Below are 17,408 nucleotides of genomic sequence, written 5' to 3' on the forward strand. Positions count from 1 at the left end.
TATGGCGGGGCTGGGCATGGCCGGGACGGAGCCGGAACCGGGACCGACAGAACCGGAACCGGGACCGACAGAACCGGAACCGGAGCCGGAACCGGCATCGACGGAACCGGAACCGGCCGCCGGCGCGGCGGAACCGCTCACCGCGCTCTCCCTGCCCGCTCAGCTGATCATCGCGGTGGGTATCGCGGTCGCCGCCGTCGCCGCCGCGATCCACCTCTCGGCGGCCTTTCTGGCCGTCTCACCGCCCAACACCCTCACCAAGCGGCACGGCGCGGCGATCGACGACTACATCTATCCGGAGTTCGAACGGGTCTGGAAGCTCTTCGCCCCCAACCCGCTCCAGCAGAACATCGCCGTCCAGGCCCGCGCCGAGATCCGCACCCGCGAGGGCGGCACCGCGACCACCGGCTGGCGCGACCTCTCGGCCCAGGACGGGACGGCCATCCGCCACAACCCGCTGCCCAGCCACACTCAGCAGAACGAGCTGCGCCGCGCCTGGGAGTTCTACGTCGGCTCGCATGACGCGCGGGAGCGGCCGCAGGGCATGCGCGGCAGCCTCGCCGAGCAGTACATCCGCCGGATCGTGATGCTCCGCTTCGGCCGCGAGGAGGACGGCGGCGCCGTGGAGCGCATACAGGTGCGCTCCGCGACCACTCCGGTGACCCCGCCGTCCTGGAGCGACGAGAAGATCGACACCAAGACGATCTACCGGACGCTGCCGTGGTGGACGGTGACCACCGATGACATCCCGGAGGCGAAGAGCCGGTGACCCCCTCCGCCCGCCTCCAGACCGCCGTGGCGCATGGCTACGCCCGCGTCACCGGAGCCGCGCTCGGCCCCCGGCAGAGCGCCGCGGTGCGCATCGGCTTCTCCTTCACCTGGCTCCTCTTCCTGGTGCGCGAATGGCCGCACCGCCAGGAGCTGTACGGGCCGGACGGTCCGTGGAACTGGGACATGGCCGCGCGGCTGATCGATGGCAACCGCGCCTTCAGCGCGCTCATGTGGTCCGACGGCGGGGTGTGGTTCGAGGTCGTCTACGCCCTCGCCCTCGTCTCCAGCGCGCTGCTGCTGGTGGGCTGGCGCACCCGCACCATGTCCGTGCTGTTCATGATCGGGGTGCTGTCGCTGCAGAACCGCTCCATCTTCGTGGGGGACGGCGGCGACAATCTCATCCATCTGATGTCGATGTACCTGGTGCTCACCCGGTGCGGTCAGGTGTGGTCGCTGGACGCGCGCCGGGCGGCCCGGCAGGCGGACCGCGAGCGGCCGCCGCGCGACACCACCGGCATCGTGCTGTGGGCCGTCACCGGGACCGCCCTGCTCTGGGTACAACTGCTCACCGACGCCCGGCTCTCCCTGACCTCCGACGGCCCGCTGCCCGGACTGGGCTGGGCCACCGTGCTGTGGGGGTTGTGGATCGTCCAGGCCGGCTGGTGGCTCGTCCAGCGTTACGCACCGGGGGAGCCGCGCACCGTTCTGGACGCGCTCGCCAATGTGGCGCACAACGGGGTCCTGGTGGTGATCATGGCCGAGGTGTGTCTGCTGTACGCCACGGCCGGCTGGTACAAGATCCAGGGCTCGCGCTGGCAGGACGGCACCGCCCTCTACTACCCGCTGCATCTGGACTACTTCTCGCCCTGGCCGGGGCTGACCGACCTCATGGCGTCCAGCGGCACCCTCGTGATGGTGCTGACCTACGGCACGGTCATCGTCCAGGTGGCCTTCCCGTTCACCCTGCTCAACCGGCGGGCCAAGAACGTGATGCTCGTCCTGCTGATGCTGGAGCACCTCGGCATCGCCGTGATGCTGGGGCTGCCCTTCTTCTCGCTCGCCGTGATCGCGGCGGACTCGGTCTTCCTGCCGACGAACTTCCTGCGCTGGGCCGAGGCGCGGCTGGCCCGGGCCCGGCACCGGCTGACGGCGCGCGCGGTGTGGCTGCCGGGGCAGCGGGTGCGGGAGAGCGACGGGGAACCCGCGACCGACACCCTCGTACGCTGGGGGAATGATCGATGACGAGGCCGCGCAGGCCGTACGGCACTGGCGCGCGACGGCCCCCGAGACCGTCCTGCTCGACGGCTTCCACGCGCTGAAGCACGCCCTGCGCTTCGGCGCGGAGGTGCGCGCCGCGGTCACCAGCGACAAGGTGGCCGCCGTGGAACTCGCCGAGGGCCTTGCCGACGATCTCACCGAGACGATCGCGGATCTCCTGGTGGAGGTGGAGGCCGGCACCCTGCGCGATCTGGTGCCCAGGGTGCACCCCACACGGGTCGCCGCGCTGGCGGTACGACGCGGCCGGCAGGGCAATCTGGACGAGCTGTCCAAGCGGCCCCGGACTGCCCCGGTGGTCGTCCTGGACAATCCCCGCAACCTGGGGAACGTCGGCGCCGTGGTCCGGCTCGCCGCAGGCTTCGGGGCCACCGGCGTGGTCACCACCGGCGATATCGATCCCTGGCATCCGAACGCGGTGCGGTCCGGCGCCGGGCTTCACTTCGCCACCGCGGTCGAGCGGCTGCCGGGCGACGCCCTTCCGGAGGGGCCGCTGTATGTGCTGGACGCGGAGGGGGAGGACATCCGGTCCGTGGCCATCCCCGATGACGCGCTGCTCGCCTTCGGCTCCGAGCGGCACGGGATCTCGCCGGAGCTGCGGAAGCGGGCTACGAGGCTGGTGGCCCTCCCCATGCGACCACAGGTCTCCAGCTACAACCTGGCCACCAGCGTGGCCATGGCCCTCTTCCACTGGGGCGGCCCCGATCGCCCGGCCTAGGCCCCGACGCCAAGGCTGGACCCGCCCCGCCCGCCCCCGAGGCCGTGTCCGCGCGGGGCGGGCGGGCTCCAGACGGGGCGGGCGGGCTCCAGACGGGGCGGGCGGGGCGTGTGCGGTGACACGACCCGTGTAGCGCGCCCCGCGCACCGGGCCTTGTTATTCCGCCGGGCGGCGGACCTCGATCATCCGGAAGCGGCCTGCCACGAACGCCCCGTCGCACAGCGCGGCGTTGGCCGACGGGTTGCCGCCCGAGCCGTGGAAGTCCGAGAAGGCCGCGGTCTGGTTCACATACACCCCGCCGGTCAGATTGAGCGACAGCTGGGCGCACTCCTCCAGGCACGCCTCCTCGATCAGCCGCTCCGCCTCCGGTGAGGAGGTGTACGCGCCGACCGTCATCGCGCCCTTGTCCCGGGTGGTCCGGCGCAGCAGCGCGACCGCGTCCTGTGTGGAGTCGACGGCGACGGCGAAGGAGACCGGGCCGAAGCACTCGGACAGATAGGGCGCGTCCGCGTCGGCCCCCTCCCACAACTTCCGTGCGCCGTCCGCTTTGACCATCAGCGGCGTACGGACCGTGGCGCCCGGGAAGTCGGGGTGGGTCACGGTGCGCGAGGCCAGGGCGACCGCGCCCAGGCCGGGCGCGGCCTCCAGCCGCTCCTGGACCCGCGGGCCCACGATCGCGCCCAGCAGCGCGCTCGCCCGGGCGTCGTCGCTCAGCAGGCCGTCCACCGCCGCCGCCAGGTCGGCCACCACCTCGTCGTAGTTCTTGGGACCGGCGTCGGTGGTGATGCCGTCGCGGGGGATCAGCAGATTCTGCGGGGTGGTGCACATCTGGCCGCTGTAGAGGGACAGGGAGAACGCCAGGTTGGCCAGCATGCCCTGGTAGTCGTCGGTGGAGTCGATCACCACCGTGTTGACCCCCGCCTTCTCGGTGAAGACCTGGGCCTGGCGGGCATGGGTCTCCAGCCAGTCGCCGAAGGCGGTCGAGCCCGTGTAGTCGATGATGCGGATCTCGGGGCGGACGGCGAGGACCTTGGCGATCCCCTCGTCCGGCCGCTCGGCGGCCAGCGCCACCAGATCGGGGCTGAACCCCGCCTCCTTCAGCACCTCGCGCGCCACCTGGACGGTCAGCGCCAGCGGCAGCACGGCCTGGGGGTGGGGCTTGACCAGCACCGGATTGCCGGTGGCGAGCGAGGCGAAGAGCCCCGGATAGCCGTTCCACGTCGGGAAGGTGTTGCAGCCGATCAGCAGCGCGATACCGCGCGGGACCGCCGTGAACGTCTTGCGCAGGCGCAGCGGGTCGCGCTTGCCCTGCGGCTTGGACCAGTCCGCGGCGCCGGGGGTGCGGGTCTGCTCGGCGAACGCGTACGCCACCGCCTCGAGACCGCGGTCCTGGGCGTGGGGGCCGCCAGCCTGGAAGGCCATCATGTACGCCTGACCACTGGTGTGCATGACGGCCTGGGCGAACTCATGCGACCGGGCGCCGATCCGGGCCAGGATCTCCAGACACACCATGGCCCGCGTCTCCGGACCGGCCTCCCGCCAGGCGGACATCCCCGCCCGCATCGCCGGGAGGAGCACATCGAGGTCCGGATGCGGATACTCCATGCCCATCTCGACGTCGAACGGCGAGACCTCGGAGCCCGTCCAGCCGTCGGTGCCCGGCTGGTCCAGCTCGATGCGCCGGCCGCGCAGCGCCTCGAACGCGGCCTGGCCCTCGGCGACGCTCAGGCTCGGGCGCCCGCTCTCGCCCTCGCCGCCGTAAGCCTTCGGGTGCTCGGGGTGCGGGGACCAATAGGCGCGGGTACGAATCGCCTCCAGGGCCTGGTCGAGGGTGGGGCGGTGCTCTTGCGTCAACTGCGCGGTGGTGAGTGCGGCGGTCACGACTGACCAACTCCTCGTCGAGCTGGGGCTGGGCTGGGATGGGCGACAGAGTTAGAGTAACCGAACGATCGGTCGGGACAAGAGGGCCTGGCGAACCTGTGGATAACTTCGTCGAAAAGGATCTGCGGCATGACTGCGAGCGACCGTGGGATCGACCGCGCCGGCGTCGTCGCCGTCATCGGCACCGGCACGATGGGCCAGGGGATCGCCCAGGTGGCGCTGGCCGCGGGCCATCCCGTGCGGCTCTACGACGCGGCGCCCGGCCGCGCCTCCCAGGCCGCCGACGCCATCGCGGCCCGGCTCGGCCGGCTGGTCGCCAAGGAACGGCTCACGGCCGCCGACCGTGACGCGGCCCTCGGCCGGCTCGCCCCCGTCGCCGACCTCGCGGACCTGGCCGAGGCGGAGCTGGTGGTCGAGGCGATCCTCGAGGAACTCGGCGCCAAGCAGCAGCTGTTCACCGCGCTGGAGTCGGTGGTCTCCGACGGCTGTCTGCTCGCCACCAACACGTCCTCCCTCTCCGTCACGGCCGTCGCGGGCGTCCTGCGCCGCCCCGGCCGCCTCATCGGTCTGCACTTCTTCAATCCGGCCCCGCTGATGCCGCTGGTGGAGGTGGTCCGCGGCGCCGAAACGGACGAGGCCGCCGCCGACCGTGCCCACGCCACCGTCGCGGCCTGGGGAAAGACCCCGGTGCGCTGCGCCGACACCCCCGGATTCATCGTCAACCGGATCGCCCGCCCCTTCTACGCCGAGGCGTTCCGGGCGTACGAGGAGCGCGCCGCCGACCCCGCCACCCTGGACGCCGTGCTGCGGGAGTCCGGCGGCTTCCGGATGGGTCCCTTCGAGCTCACCGATCTGATCGGCCAGGACGTGAACGAGGCCGTCACCCGATCCGTGTGGGAAGCGCTGTTCCACGATCCGAAATTCACCCCGTCGCTCGCCCAGCGGCAGCTCGTGGCCGCCGGACGGCTCGGGCGCAAGACGGGCCATGGCTGGTTCGACCACTCCGAGGGCGCCGGGCGGCCCGCCCCGCACACCGCCGAGCCGTGCGAGCCGCCCGCGAAGGTCGCCCTCCACGGCGACCTGGGGCCGGCGCAGGGGCTGGTGGGCCTCATCGAGGAGGCGGGCATCCCGGTGACCCGCGAGCCCGTCGGGGGACATCTCGCCCTGCCCGACGGCACCCGCCTGTCCCTGACCGACGGCACGACCGCCACCGACGACCCCTTCGCCGCGGCGGTCCGCTTCGACCTGGCGCTGGACTACCGCACCGCCGTCCGAGTCGCCCTCGCCCCCTCCCCAGCCGTCACCGAGGAGTCCCTGCGGTCCGCGATCGGCCTGTTCCAGGCGCTCGGTAAGGCGGTCAGCGTGGTCCAGGACGTCCCCGGCATGGTCGTGGCTCGCACGGTCGCGATGCTCGTGGACTTCGCCGAGGACGCCGTCGCACGCGGCGTGGCGAGCCCCGAGGACGTGGACACGGCCATGCTGACCGGGGTCAACTACCCGCGCGGACCGCTGGCCTGGGGGTACGCGCTCGGCGCCCGCTGGGTGCGCGACACGCTGCGCAACCTCCACCAAGCCTGTCCGACCGGCCGCTACGCCCCCTCCCAGGCGCTGATCCGGCGTGCCGCCGCCGATGAGAGGCTGCTCTAATCATGACCATGGCCAAGCGCGACACCTACACGCCCGAATCGCTGCTCGCGGTCGCCGTGGAGGTGTTCAACGAGCGTGGCTACGACGGCACCTCCATGGAGCACCTCTCCCGAGCCGCCGGGATCTCCAAGTCCTCCATCTACCACCATGTGAAGGGCAAGGAGGAACTGCTCCGGCTCGCCATAAGCCGTGCGCTGGACGGGCTGTTCGGCATCCTCCAGGAGCCCGCCGCACGCGACGGGCGGGCGATCGAACGGCTGGAGCATGTGACCCGGCGCACCAGCGAGGTGCTGATGGAGGAGCTGCCCTACGTCACCCTGCTGCTGCGCGTCCGGGGCAACACGGACACCGAGCGGTGGGCCATGGCGCGGCGCCGGGAGTTCGACCACCAGGTCGCGGAGCTGCTCAAGCAGGCGGCGGCCGACGGCGACCTGCGGTCCGACGTGGACGCCCGGCTGGCGACCCGGCTGCTCTTCGGCATGATCAACTCCATTGTGGAGTGGTACCGGCCGGGCCGCGGCGGGGCCGCCACCTCCCAGGAAGTGGCCGAGGCCGTGGTCCGGACGGCCTTCGCGGGCCTGCGCACGGAGCGCTGAGCGCTCCAGCCCCCGCTACGGCTCCGAGTCCAGATCCGTCTCCTCGAAGACCAGCAGCGTCCGGGTGCTCAGCACCTCCGGTATGGCCTGGATCCGGGTGAGGACCAGCTCGCGCAGCGAGCGGTTGTCCTCGGTGTGCACCAGGAGCAGCACATCGAAGTCCCCGCTGACCAGGGCGATGTGGGCGGCCCCGGGGAGCTGGCGGAGTTGTTCGCGCACGGTGCGCCAGGAGTTCTGGACGATCTTCAGCGTGATGTACGCGGACGCACCCTGCCCGGCCCGCTCCTGGTCCACCCGGGCGCTGAAACCCCGGATCACCCCGTCGTCGATCAGGCGGTTGATCCGGGCATAGGCGTTGGCGCGCGAGACATGCACCTGCTCGGCCACGGAGCGTATGGAGGCACGGCCATCCGTTCGGAGCAGACGCAGGATGTCGTGGTCGATGGCGTCCAGAGGGCGCGCCGGGGGTTTGCCGTCCGGATTGGCCATCTGTTCGCCCCGCATATCGTCCCGCCTCCCCTTCATGGACGTCCTGTCTTCATCACAGGCGCTGCAGAACCGTTTGTCCACAGGCTTGGGTCGCCTGTAGCCAAAATGCGTCAACGACCGAACAATCGGTAGGGGGAGGGCGATGCCGCACGGCACGTCCCGCCCTCCCGCCGTACGCCACGCCCAGGAGGTCGCGACATGACGGTCCTTGAGCAGCCCGGTGCCTACCGGCCCACTCCCCCGCCCGGCTGGCAGCCCCGCGTCGAGGCCGCGCCGCTGCTGCCCGACGCGGAGCCGTACCGCCTGCTGGGCACCGCCGCTGCCGCCGACATCTCCCCCGATCTGCTGACCCGGCTCCACCGCGAGCTGGTGCGCGGCCGCCGCTACAACGCCCAGGCCACCGCCCTCACCCGGCAGGGCCGGCTGGCCGTCTATCCCTCCTCCACCGGGCAGGAGGCCTGCCAGGTCGCGGCCGGGCTGGTGCTGGAGGACCGCGACTGGCTCTTTCCCAGCTACCGCGACACCCTGGCCGCCGTGGCCCGCGGGCTCGACCCCGTCGACGCCCTGACCCTGCTGCGCGGCGACTGGCACTCCGGCTACGACCCCCACGAACACCGCGTGGCCCCGCTGTGCACCCCGCTGGCCACCCAGCTGCCGCACGCCGTCGGCCTCGCCCACGCCGCCCGCCTCAAGGGCGACGATGTCGTGGCCCTCGCCCTGGTCGGCGACGGCGGCACCAGCGAGGGCGATTTTCATGAGGCCCTCAACTTCGCGGCCGTGTGGCGAGCCCCGGTGGTCTTCCTCGTCCAGAACAACGGCTTCGCCATCTCCGTCCCGCTCGCCAAGCAGACCGCCGCGCCCTCCCTCGCCCACAAGGCGGTCGGGTACGGGATGCCCGGCCGCCTCGTCGACGGCAATGACGTGGCCGCCGTCCACCAGGTCCTGGCGGAGGCGGTGCGCCGCGCCCGTGGCGGAGGCGGCCCCACCCTGGTCGAGGCGGTCACCTACCGCATCGAGGCCCACACCAACGCCGACGACGCCACCCGCTACCGCCCCGACTCCGAGGTCGAGGCGTGGCAGGCACACGACCCGATAGCGCTCCTGGAGGACGCCATGCGGGATCGCCGTCTGCTGGACGACGAGGGAGTCCGGGCCGCCCGGGAGTCCGCGGAGCGGCTCGCCGCCGATCTGCGGACGCGCATGCACCAGGACGCGGTCCTCGATCCCATGGAGCTCTTCGAGCACGTCTACGCCGACCGGACCAGCCAGCTGCGCGAGCAGGCGGCCCAGCTGCGAGCGGAGCTCGACGCCGAGGCCGGCCACTCCGGGAAGGGGGAGTGATGACCACCGCCATCGGGGCCGACACCGCCCGTAAGCCCGCCACCATGGCCCAGGCCCTCGGCCGCGCGCTGCGCGACGCCATGGCCGCCGACCCGTCCGTCCATGTCCTCGGGGAGGACGTGGGCACCCTGGGCGGCGTCTTCCGGATCACCGACGGGCTCGCCAAGGAGTTCGGCGAGGACCGCTGTACGGATACGCCGCTCGCCGAGGCGGGCATCCTCGGCACCGCCGTGGGCATGGCCATGTACGGGCTGCGGCCGGTGGTCGAGATGCAGTTCGACGCCTTCGCGTACCCGTCCTTCGAGCAGCTCATCAGCCATGTCTCGCGGATGCGCAACCGCACCCGGGGCGCGATGCCGATGCCGATCACCGTGCGGGTGCCCTACGGGGGCGGCATCGGCGGCGTCGAGCACCACAGCGACTCCTCCGAGATCTACTACATGGCCACGCCCGGCCTCCATGTCGTCGCCCCCGCGACCGTCGCCGACGCCTACGGGCTGCTGCGCGCCGCCATCGCCTCCGACGACCCGGTGATCTTCCTCGAGCCCAAGCGGCTGTACTGGTCCAAGGCCGACTGGTCGGCCGACGCCCCCGAGCAGGTGCCGCCGATCGGGCGCGCGGTGGTGCGCAGGCCCGCCACCGGCGGCCGGCGCAGCGCCACCCTGATCTCCTACGGCCCCTCCGTTCCGGTGTGCCTCGAAGCCGCCGAGGCGGCCCGGGCCGAGGGCTGGGATCTGGAGGTCGTCGATCTGCGCTCGCTCGTCCCCTTCGACGACGACACGGTGTGCGCCTCCGTGCGCCGCACCGGCCGCGCGGTCGTCGTCCACGAGGCCACAGGCTTCGGCGGGCCCGGCGGGGAAATCGCCGCCCGGGTCACCGAGCGCTGCTTCCACCATCTGGAGGCGCCCGTGCTGCGGGTCGCCGGATTCGACATCCCCTACCCGCCGCCCATGCTGGAGCGGCACCATCTGCCCGGTGTGGACCGGGTGCTGGACGCCGTCGCCCGGCTGCAGTGGGAGTCGGAGTGGACCGAGGGGAGCGCCGTCTGATGGCTGTCGTACGGGAGTTCACCCTGCCCGATCTGGGCGAGGGGCTGACCGGCGCCGAGATCGTGCGCTGGCTGGTCCAGGTCGGTGATGTGGTCGTGGTCGACCAGCCGGTGGTCGAGGTCGAGACGGCCAAGGCGATGGTGGATGTGCCGTGCCCCTACGGCGGCGTGGTGACGGCCCGTTACGGCGAGGAGGGCGCGGAGGTGCCGGTCGGGGCACCGCTGATCACGGTCGCCGTGCCGGAGGGCTCGGACGACGGATCCGCTCCGCCGGTCACCGAGAGCGCTGCCGACGGCGGATCGGGCAATGTGCTGGTCGGCTATGGCACGGCCGGCCCCGCCGCGCGGCGCCGTCGCGTCCAGCTCTCCCCCGGGCCGCTGCGTGAGACGGTGGCGGTGGCCCCCGCCGGGCCCCTGCCGGTGATCTCGCCCTTGGTACGGCGGCTGGCCCGGGAGCACGACGTCGATCTGCGGCAGCTCAAGGGCTCAGGCCCCGAGGGGCTGATTCTGCGGGCGGATGTGGAGCGAGCGGTGGCGGCTTCCGCACCCGTGGCCGCGCCCGAGCCCGCCCCCGCGGTCGCCCCGGAGGGGGAGCGGGTTCCGCTGCGCGGGGTGCGGGGCGCCGTGGCCGACAAGCTCGCCCGCAGTCGGCGCGAGATCCCCGACGCGACCTGCTGGGTGGACGCCGACGCGACCGAACTGCTCGCCGCACGCGCGGTGATGAACGCCGCGGGCGGGCCCAAGGTCTCCGTGCTCGCCCTCCTGGCCCGTATCTGCACGGCGGCCCTGGCGCGCTTCCCCGAGCTCAACGCCACGGTGGACAGGGAAGGCCGGGAGATCATCCGGCTCCCCGACGTCCACCTCGGCTTCGCGGCGCAGACCGACCGGGGCCTGGTGGTCCCCGTGGTGCGCGACGCGCAGAGGCGGACCATAGAGGGGCTGTCCGAGGAGATCGTCCGGCTGACCGAGGCCGCGCGGACCGGGACTCTCGCCCCCGCGCAGCTCACCGGCGGCACCTTCACCCTGAACAACTACGGGGTCTTCGGGGTCGACGGCTCGACACCGATCATCAACCACCCCGAGGCGGCGATGCTCGGGGTCGGGCGGATCACCCCGAAGCCCTGGGTGCACCAGGGCGAGCTGGCGGTGCGCCAGGTGGTGCAGCTGTCGTTCACCTTCGACCACCGGGTGTGCGACGGGGGCACCGCCGGCGGATTCCTGCGGTACGTGGCCGACTGCGTGGAGCAGCCCATGGTGTTGTTGCGACGGCTGTAGCGGATGCCCGGCGGCGCCATACTCATGGGGTGACTCCAGGTGCGTATGACGCGGTGATCCTGGCCGGGGGCGCCGCCCGGCGGCTCGGTGGGGTGGACAAGCCCGCACTGCGGGTGGGCGGGCGAGCCCTGCTCGACCGGGTGCTGGACGCCTGCCGCGGCGCCGGGCGGACCGTCGTCGTCGGCCCGCGCAGGCCCACGGTGCGGCCCGTGCGGTGGGCCCGGGAGGAGCCCCCCGGCGGCGGCCCGGTCGCGGCCGTCGACGCGGGCGTCCGGCAGACCACCGCTCCGGTTGTCCTCGTCCTCTCCGCCGATCTGCCCTTCCTGACCCCCGAGACCGTGGAGACCCTCCTCAACGGCGTCGAGAGCACCGAAGGCGCCGTGCTCATCGACTCCGACGGCCGCGAGCAGCCCCTTGTCGCCGCCTACCGCGCCGAGCCGCTGCGCCGCGAGATCGCCCTCCTCGCCACCGAACACGGCGGCCTCGGCGGGCTGCCCCTGCGCCTCCTCGTCTCCGAGCTGGCCCTGGCCCGCCTCCAGCACCCCACGGCGTCGTTCGACTGCGACACCTGGGAGGACATCACCACGGCTCGAGCGCGGATCAGGGAGCATGGAAGCGTGTTGGACGAATGGATTACCGCAGTCAAGGCCGAGCTCGGGATCGACCTGGATGTCGACACCGCGGCGCTACTCGATCTGGCCCGTGACGCCGCACATGGCGTCGCCCGGCCCGCAGCCCCCCTGACCACCTTCCTCGTCGGCTACGCCGCGGCCCAGAAGGGCGGCGGCCCGGAGGCACTGGCCGCCGCGACCGAGAAGGCCGCGGCGCTGGCCGCCCGTTGGGCCGAGGAGCAGTGACACCACGCAACCCCCGGGACGGGGACCCGCTGGATCGAGAGGTCGACGAGGCGCTGGCGCTGGCCAACGAGGCGGAGCCGGTACCGGAGGGTCCGGGGTACTCCGACGAGGACGACTGGGCGGACGCGGCCCTCAACCTGGCCAACGGCCGCCCGGGCCGGCCCGCCCCGGAACGAGGCCGCGACAACAGCGCCGGCTCGACCGGCACGGACTGGGCCGAGACCGCGCTCGACCTGGCCCATGAGCGGCCGGGGAAACGGCGGGAGAGCCGCGAGGAGACGGGAGGGGACGGGGCGGGAGGGGAGGGGATGCTGGACGCTGACGTACACGTGTGGCGCCAATTTCTGGGTAACTCGACGTCAGAGGGCACTGGCAGCAAAAACACGCGGTCCAGGGCCCCCGCCCCGCAGACCCCGGCCCCGCACCCGAAACGCACCCCAGCCGCCCCCACCTCCCACCCGCACCCCCTTATGGACGAACCGCACCACAGCCCCACTTCCTGGCCCGACGCCCGCGCCATCGCCGCCCGCGCCGCCGTCAAGGAGGCCGCCCACGCCGCCCCGGTGATGCGGCCGCTGTCCGAGGCGCTCGGGCAGGTCCTGGCCGCGCCGCTCGCCGCACTCACCGATCTGCCGCCCTTCGACACCTCCGCCATGGACGGCTGGGCGCTCGCGGGCCCCGGCCCCTGGCGACTGCCCACTGATGAAAAGGACCAGGTCCACGGCATCCTCGCCGGACACGGTGAGGCGGCCGCCCTGCCCGACGGCCACGCCGTCCGCATCGCCACCGGTGCCCGCGTCCCGCCCGGCGCCACCGCCGTGCTGCGCAGCGAGTACGGCACCGCCGCGGGCGACGGCTGGCTCCACGCGTCCGCCGCCCACCCCGTCGTCCTCGGCCAGGACATCCGCACCCGCGGCCAGGAGTGCCGCAGCGGCGATCAGCTGCTCCCCGCCGGGACCCTGGTCACCCCCGCCGTACTGGGCCTGGCCGCCGCGGCCGGATACGACGAACTGCCGACGGTGCGCAGGCCGCGCGTCGAGGTGCTGGTCCTCGGCGATGAGCTGCTCACCGAGGGGCTGCCGCACGACGGCCGGATCCGGGACGCGCTGGGGCCGATGGTCGGGCCGTGGCTGCGGGCGCTCGGTGCCGAGGTCACGGGCACCCGGCGGCTGGCCGACGAGGCGGACGCGGTGTGCGCGGCGGTGGCCGAGTCGTCCGCCGATGTCGTCGTGACGACCGGGGGCACGGCCGCGGGGCCCGTGGACCATGTCCACCCCACCCTGCGCCGCCTGGGCGCCGAACTGCTGGTGGACGGGGTGGCGGTGCGCCCCGGCCACCCCATGCTGCTCGCCCGCCTCGCACCCGAGAACCGCGAGAGCCGCGAGAACCCCGAAGGCCCCGATACCCCCGAAAAGTCCGAAACCCCCGGGCCTCAAACCCGCCCCGCCCGCCACCTGGTGGGGCTCCCGGGCAATCCGCTCGCGGCGGTGTCCGGTCTGCTGACCCTCGCGGAGCCGCTGCTGCGGACGCTGACGGGCCGCCCGGCCCCCGCCCCCGGCCCGGCCCCGCTGGCCGAGGCCGTACAGGGGCATCCGCGGGACACCCGGCTGGTCCCCGTGACCTTCCGGCAGGACGCGGCGGTGCCGCTGCGCTTCAACGGCCCGGCGATGCTGCGCGGAATCGCGGTGGCCGACGGCCTCGCCGTGATCCCGCCGGGTGGGGCGAAGCGGGGCACCGAGGTCGAGGTGCTGGATCTCCCGTGGTCGGCGATCACGACCGAGCAACTGAGCTACGCGGACCAAACGCGCCGCGCGGACCAAGCCCACCGCACACCCCAAGCCGGCCACCGCACACCGCAAGCGAGCCACCACACGGACAGAGCAGCGGGCCACGGGGACGGCGAGGACATATCCCCCGAGGAGGGCCCGGCGTGAAGCTGCCCAGCCATGACGCGGCCGCCCGCACTCCCGAGGACGGTGGCCACCGCGTCCATCTGCCCCGTTTCCGCGCGGGCCCGCTGCGCCAGGTCGCCAGCCGACTGCTGCTGGCGCTGCTGGTGCTGGTGCTGACCGTGGTCATCGTCTACGTCGACCGCACCGGCTACCACGACAACTCCGACGAGAGCGTCGACTTCCTCGACGCCGTCTACTACTCGACCGTCACGCTGTCGACGACCGGATACGGCGACATCGTGCCGTACAGCGACAGCGCGCGGCTCAGTAACATCCTGCTGGTCACGCCGTTGCGCGTGCTCTTTCTGATCATCCTGGTCGGCACCACCCTGGAAGTCCTGGCCGAACGAACCCGCGAGCAGTACCGCCTGAACCGCTGGAGGTCAGCGTTGCGTGATCACACCGTCGTCGTCGGCTTCGGCACGAAGGGGCGGTCCGCGGTGCAGACCCTCTGCGCGACGGGACTGGCCAAGAACCGGGTGGTCGTCGTCGACCCCAACCACAAGGTGATCGAGGCGGCGAACGCGGACGGGTTCGCGGGGGTGGTGGGCGACGCGACCCGTAGCGATGTGCTGTTGCGCGCGGAGGCGCAGCGCGCCCGCCAGTTCGTGATCGCCACCCAGCGCGATGACACCGCCGTCCTGGTCACGCTGACGGCCCGGCAGCTCAACCGGGGCGCCAACATCGTGGCGGCGGTGCGCGAGGAGGAGAACGCGCCGCTGCTGCGCCAGTCCGGAGCCGACGCGGTGATCACCAGCGCCAGCGCGGCCGGCCGGCTGCTGGGCATGAGCGTGCAGAGCCCGACGGCCGGGGCGGTGATCGAGGATCTGATCCAGCAGGGTTCGGGCCTGGACCTGGTGGAGCGCACCGTGGTGAAGGCGGAGGTGGGCAAGTCGGTGCGGGACACCGACGACCTCGTGGTGTCGGTGCTGCGCGGCCATCGTCTGCTCGCCTACGACGACCCCGACGCCAGTCCGCTGCAGGCGGCCGACCGGCTGATCACGATCGTTCGCGCGCCGATGGTCCAGGAGTAGCCTCGCGGCCATGCATGCGATCACGATTCCCGAACCCGGTGGCCCCGAAGCCCTGGTATGGGCCGAGGTCCCCGATCCCGTACCCGGTGAGGGTGAGGTCCTGGTCGACGTGGCCGCCGCCGGCGTCAACCGCGCGGATGTGCTGCAGCGCCAGGGCGTCTATCCGCCACCGCCCGGAGCCGCGCCCTACGCCGGGCTGGAGTGCTCGGGCCGGATCTCGGCGCTGGGCCCCGGCGTCACCGGCCGGGCCGTGGGCGACGAGGTGTGCGCCCTGCTCGCGGGCGGTGGATATGCCGAGAAGGTGGTGGTTCCCTCGGGGCAGCTATTGTCCCTCCCCGAGGGCGTGGACCTGGTCACCGCCGCCGCGCTGCCCGAAGTGACCGCGACCGTATGGTCCAACGTCTTCATGATCTCCCATCTCCGGCCGGGCGAGACGGTGTTGGTGCACGGCGGATCGAGCGGTATCGGCACCATGGCGATCCAGCTCGCCAAGGCGGTCGGGGCGCGGGTCGCGGTGACCGCGGGCGGCCCGGAGAAGCTGGCGGCCTGCCGGGAGCTGGGCGCCGACATCCTGATCGACTACCGCGAGCAGGACTTCGTCGAGGAGATCCGCCGGGCCACCGACGGGGTGGGGGCCGACGTCATCCTGGACATCGTCGGCGCGAAGTACCTCGCCCGGAACGTACAGACGCTCGCCACCAACGGCCGACTGGCGATCATCGGGCTGCAGGGCGGGGCGAAGGCCGAGCTGAACCTGGCCGGTCTGCTCTCCAAGAGCGCCGCCGTGACGGCCACCGGGCTGCGGGGCCGCTCGCTGGCGCAGAAGGCGGCGATCATCGCGGCGGTGCAGGAGCATGTCTGGCCGCTGATCGCGGGCGGCCGGGTCCGCCCGATCGTCTACCGCACCGTCCCGATGCGGGATGCCCCGGAGGCCCACCGGCTGCTGGAGTCCAGCGAGCATGTGGGGAAGATCCTGCTGACGACCTGAGCGGCACGGGCAGGCCCGGGGCGCTGACGGAAGCCGTAAGGAGCGTTCGTCACGGGCGGTCCGGCGGTCCGCACGCCGGGCCGCCGGACCCGCCGGGCCGCCCCGGCTCTCCGTCGCAGCCACGGCGTCGCCGGGCCGTCGGGTTGCCCCTGCTCTGCTGCGGAACCGCCCGGCCCCGGCCCGGAGCGATCCGTACGGACGGCGGCGTCGCGGAGCCGTTGCGGCGTCGCGGTAGCCACTGCGGCGGCGCGGTCCGTACGGCGGCGCCCAGGGTGCCCGATGCGTACCCTCGTGTGACGCTGATCCCGTTACGCAACGGTTCGGCACGGGAGGGTGACCACCGTGAACCCTGCGACACTCCGCACACTCCCCGCGGCGGCCCTGCTGGCGGGCACCGCCCTGACCGCCACCCAGGCGGCCCAGGCCGCCCACGCCGCATCCGCCACCTCGACCACCCCCGCCGCCCGCGCCGCCGACGACGACGGTGGGCTGGCGGGCACCCGGGCGGGCGAGGGCCGTACGCACCCCGGCCGCGCCCGGCCCCCCGCTCCCTCACCGTCGGACGAGGACCCCTCGGCCGGGACACGGGACCGGGACGGCGAAAGGGACGGAGAGGGGGACGAGAGCGGGACCGAGAGCGACGAGGGGACCGGGCGGTTCTCGCTGGTGCCCGAGTGGACGCCGTCCTCCCTCCCCATGCCACAGCGCCCGGACCGCCACCAGGCGCGCGAGGTGCTCCCCTCCGGGCAGCCTTACGGTGCTCAGCGGAGCGCCGCCGAGCCCAGCGAGCGGGCGATGCGGGTGTTGCCGCTGGGCACCGGTCTCGCGCTCACCGGTCTCGGCCTCGGCCTGGCGTTCTTCGGTCTGCGGCTGCGCCGCCGCTGACATCGCCGCCCAATCCACGACCCTCGACCGCCGGACCGGATGCCGGTGCGGAACAATAGGGGTATGAACCAGCCGATGAACGAACGAGCGCAGGAGAGCCCGCACGTCCTGGTCGTCGGTCCGGACGGCATGGCACTCGGCGGCGTCGGTCCTGCTTCTGGCGAGGGCAGTGGTGACGACGAGTCGCGCGAGATTCCCGTGACAGACATGGTCGAGCAGCCGGCGAAGGTCATGCGGATCGGCAGCATGATCAAGCAGCTGCTGGAAGAGGTGCGCGCCGCACCCCTCGACGAGGCCAGCCGGGTCCGGCTCAAGGAGATCCACTCCAGCTCGGTGAAGGAGCTGGAGGACGGGCTCGCACCCGAGCTGATCGGGGAGCTGGAGCGGCTGTCGCTGCCCTTCACGGACGAGGCGGTGCCCACCGAGGCGGAACTGCGGATCGCCCAGGCCCAGTTGGTCGGCTGGCTGGAGGGGCTGTTCCACGGCATCCAGACCACCCTGTTCGCGCAGCAGATGGCGGCGCGTGCCCAGCTGGAGCAGATGCGCCGGGCGCTGCCGCCCGGGCTCGGCGGGGGCGAGGAGGACGAGGACATGCCCAAGCCGGGTGGCGCCCGCTCGGGGCCGTATCTCTGAGCCAGGCACCGCACGACG

16 protein-coding genes are annotated in these 17,408 nt (G+C 73.0%); 14 read left to right on the plus strand and 2 right to left on the minus strand.

Going from position 1 to position 17,408, the window contains the following annotated elements:
• The first annotated feature begins 1 nt into the window (after nt 1).
• From AS97_RS23865 to AS97_RS23875, 3 genes are read left to right on the plus strand one after another with little or no spacing between them, the layout of a single operon-like run.
• A complete protein-coding gene (locus AS97_RS23865; protein WP_210565612.1) occupies nt 2-769 on the plus strand; it encodes a DUF5819 family protein in 768 nt (255 codons plus the stop codon).
• Nucleotides 766-2,013: an HTTM domain-containing protein gene (locus AS97_RS23870; RefSeq protein ID WP_079059326.1), complete on the plus strand. Its 1,248-nt coding sequence runs from the start codon at nt 766-768 to the stop codon at nt 2,011-2,013. The genes AS97_RS23865 and AS97_RS23870 overlap by 4 nt, the downstream gene beginning before the upstream one ends.
• A complete protein-coding gene (locus AS97_RS23875; protein ID WP_086711161.1) occupies nt 2,003-2,764 on the plus strand; it encodes an RNA methyltransferase in 762 nt (253 codons plus the stop codon). Before AS97_RS23870 ends, AS97_RS23875 begins: the two co-directional genes overlap by 11 nt.
• A 156-nt stretch (nt 2,765-2,920) precedes the next feature.
• Here AS97_RS23875 and paaN read toward each other — a convergent pair whose 3' ends face one another.
• Nucleotides 2,921-4,645, minus strand: a complete 1,725-nt coding sequence (paaN, locus tag AS97_RS23880) for a phenylacetic acid degradation protein PaaN (protein WP_210565613.1) — start codon at nt 4,643-4,645, stop codon at nt 2,921-2,923.
• A 129-nt stretch (nt 4,646-4,774) separates the two neighbouring features.
• On the opposite strand from paaN, the gene AS97_RS23885 reads away from it, so the two are divergent.
• Both AS97_RS23885 and AS97_RS23890 read left to right on the plus strand, forming a co-directional pair.
• Entirely contained in the window at nt 4,775-6,292 is a 1,518-nt protein-coding gene (locus AS97_RS23885) for a 3-hydroxyacyl-CoA dehydrogenase (protein ID WP_210565614.1), read from the plus strand.
• Between the two features lie 2 nt (nt 6,293-6,294).
• Nucleotides 6,295-6,888: a TetR/AcrR family transcriptional regulator gene (locus AS97_RS23890; protein ID WP_059143779.1), complete on the plus strand. Its 594-nt coding sequence runs from the start codon at nt 6,295-6,297 to the stop codon at nt 6,886-6,888.
• Between the two features lie 15 nt (nt 6,889-6,903).
• On the opposite strand, the gene AS97_RS23895 is transcribed toward AS97_RS23890, so the two are convergent.
• A complete protein-coding gene (locus AS97_RS23895) occupies nt 6,904-7,392 on the minus strand; it encodes an Lrp/AsnC family transcriptional regulator (RefSeq protein ID WP_014053609.1) in 489 nt (162 codons plus the stop codon).
• A 183-nt stretch (nt 7,393-7,575) separates the two neighbouring features.
• On the opposite strand from AS97_RS23895, the gene pdhA reads away from it, so the two are divergent.
• The 9 genes from pdhA to AS97_RS23940 all read left to right on the plus strand — a co-directional run bounded on the left by pdhA (nt 7,576) and on the right by AS97_RS23940 (nt 17,390).
• Entirely contained in the window at nt 7,576-8,718 is a 1,143-nt protein-coding gene (gene pdhA, locus AS97_RS23900; RefSeq protein WP_210565615.1) for a pyruvate dehydrogenase (acetyl-transferring) E1 component subunit alpha, read from the plus strand.
• The gene (locus AS97_RS23905) at nt 8,718-9,767 is read left to right on the plus strand and encodes an alpha-ketoacid dehydrogenase subunit beta (RefSeq protein WP_059143781.1); all 1,050 of its coding nucleotides are present in this window, start codon (nt 8,718-8,720) and stop codon (nt 9,765-9,767) included. Before pdhA ends, AS97_RS23905 begins: the two co-directional genes overlap by 1 nt.
• Complete coding sequence (locus AS97_RS23910) at nt 9,767-11,041, plus strand: dihydrolipoamide acetyltransferase family protein (RefSeq protein WP_210565616.1); 1,275 nt, start codon at nt 9,767-9,769, stop codon at nt 11,039-11,041. Before AS97_RS23905 ends, AS97_RS23910 begins: the two co-directional genes overlap by 1 nt.
• A 29-nt stretch (nt 11,042-11,070) precedes the next feature.
• Nucleotides 11,071-11,898, plus strand: a complete 828-nt coding sequence (locus tag AS97_RS23915; protein ID WP_125759575.1) for an NTP transferase domain-containing protein — start codon at nt 11,071-11,073, stop codon at nt 11,896-11,898.
• Nucleotides 11,899-12,206: 308 nt separating this feature from the next.
• A complete protein-coding gene (locus tag AS97_RS23920; protein ID WP_210567271.1) occupies nt 12,207-13,832 on the plus strand; it encodes a molybdopterin molybdotransferase MoeA in 1,626 nt (541 codons plus the stop codon).
• Entirely contained in the window at nt 13,829-14,884 is a 1,056-nt protein-coding gene (locus AS97_RS23925; protein ID WP_059143785.1) for a potassium channel family protein, read from the plus strand. Before AS97_RS23920 ends, AS97_RS23925 begins: the two co-directional genes overlap by 4 nt.
• Nucleotides 14,885-14,894: 10 nt before the next feature.
• Nucleotides 14,895-15,872 carry an NAD(P)H-quinone oxidoreductase gene (locus tag AS97_RS23930; protein ID WP_210565617.1) on the plus strand — a complete coding sequence of 326 codons (978 nt, stop codon included), beginning with the start codon at nt 14,895-14,897 and terminating at the stop codon, nt 15,870-15,872.
• Nucleotides 15,873-16,214: 342 nt separating this feature from the next.
• The gene (locus AS97_RS23935; RefSeq protein ID WP_210565618.1) at nt 16,215-16,757 is read left to right on the plus strand and encodes a hypothetical protein; all 543 of its coding nucleotides are present in this window, start codon (nt 16,215-16,217) and stop codon (nt 16,755-16,757) included.
• Between the two features lie 63 nt (nt 16,758-16,820).
• Nucleotides 16,821-17,390 carry a bacterial proteasome activator family protein gene (locus tag AS97_RS23940; protein ID WP_059143788.1) on the plus strand — a complete coding sequence of 190 codons (570 nt, stop codon included), beginning with the start codon at nt 16,821-16,823 and terminating at the stop codon, nt 17,388-17,390.
• The last annotated feature ends 18 nt before the right edge of the window (nt 17,391-17,408 follow it).

It is taken from the genome of Streptomyces sp. AgN23 (assembly GCF_001598115.1).
Taxonomy (GTDB): Bacteria; Actinomycetota; Actinomycetes; order Streptomycetales; family Streptomycetaceae; genus Streptomyces; species Streptomyces antimycoticus.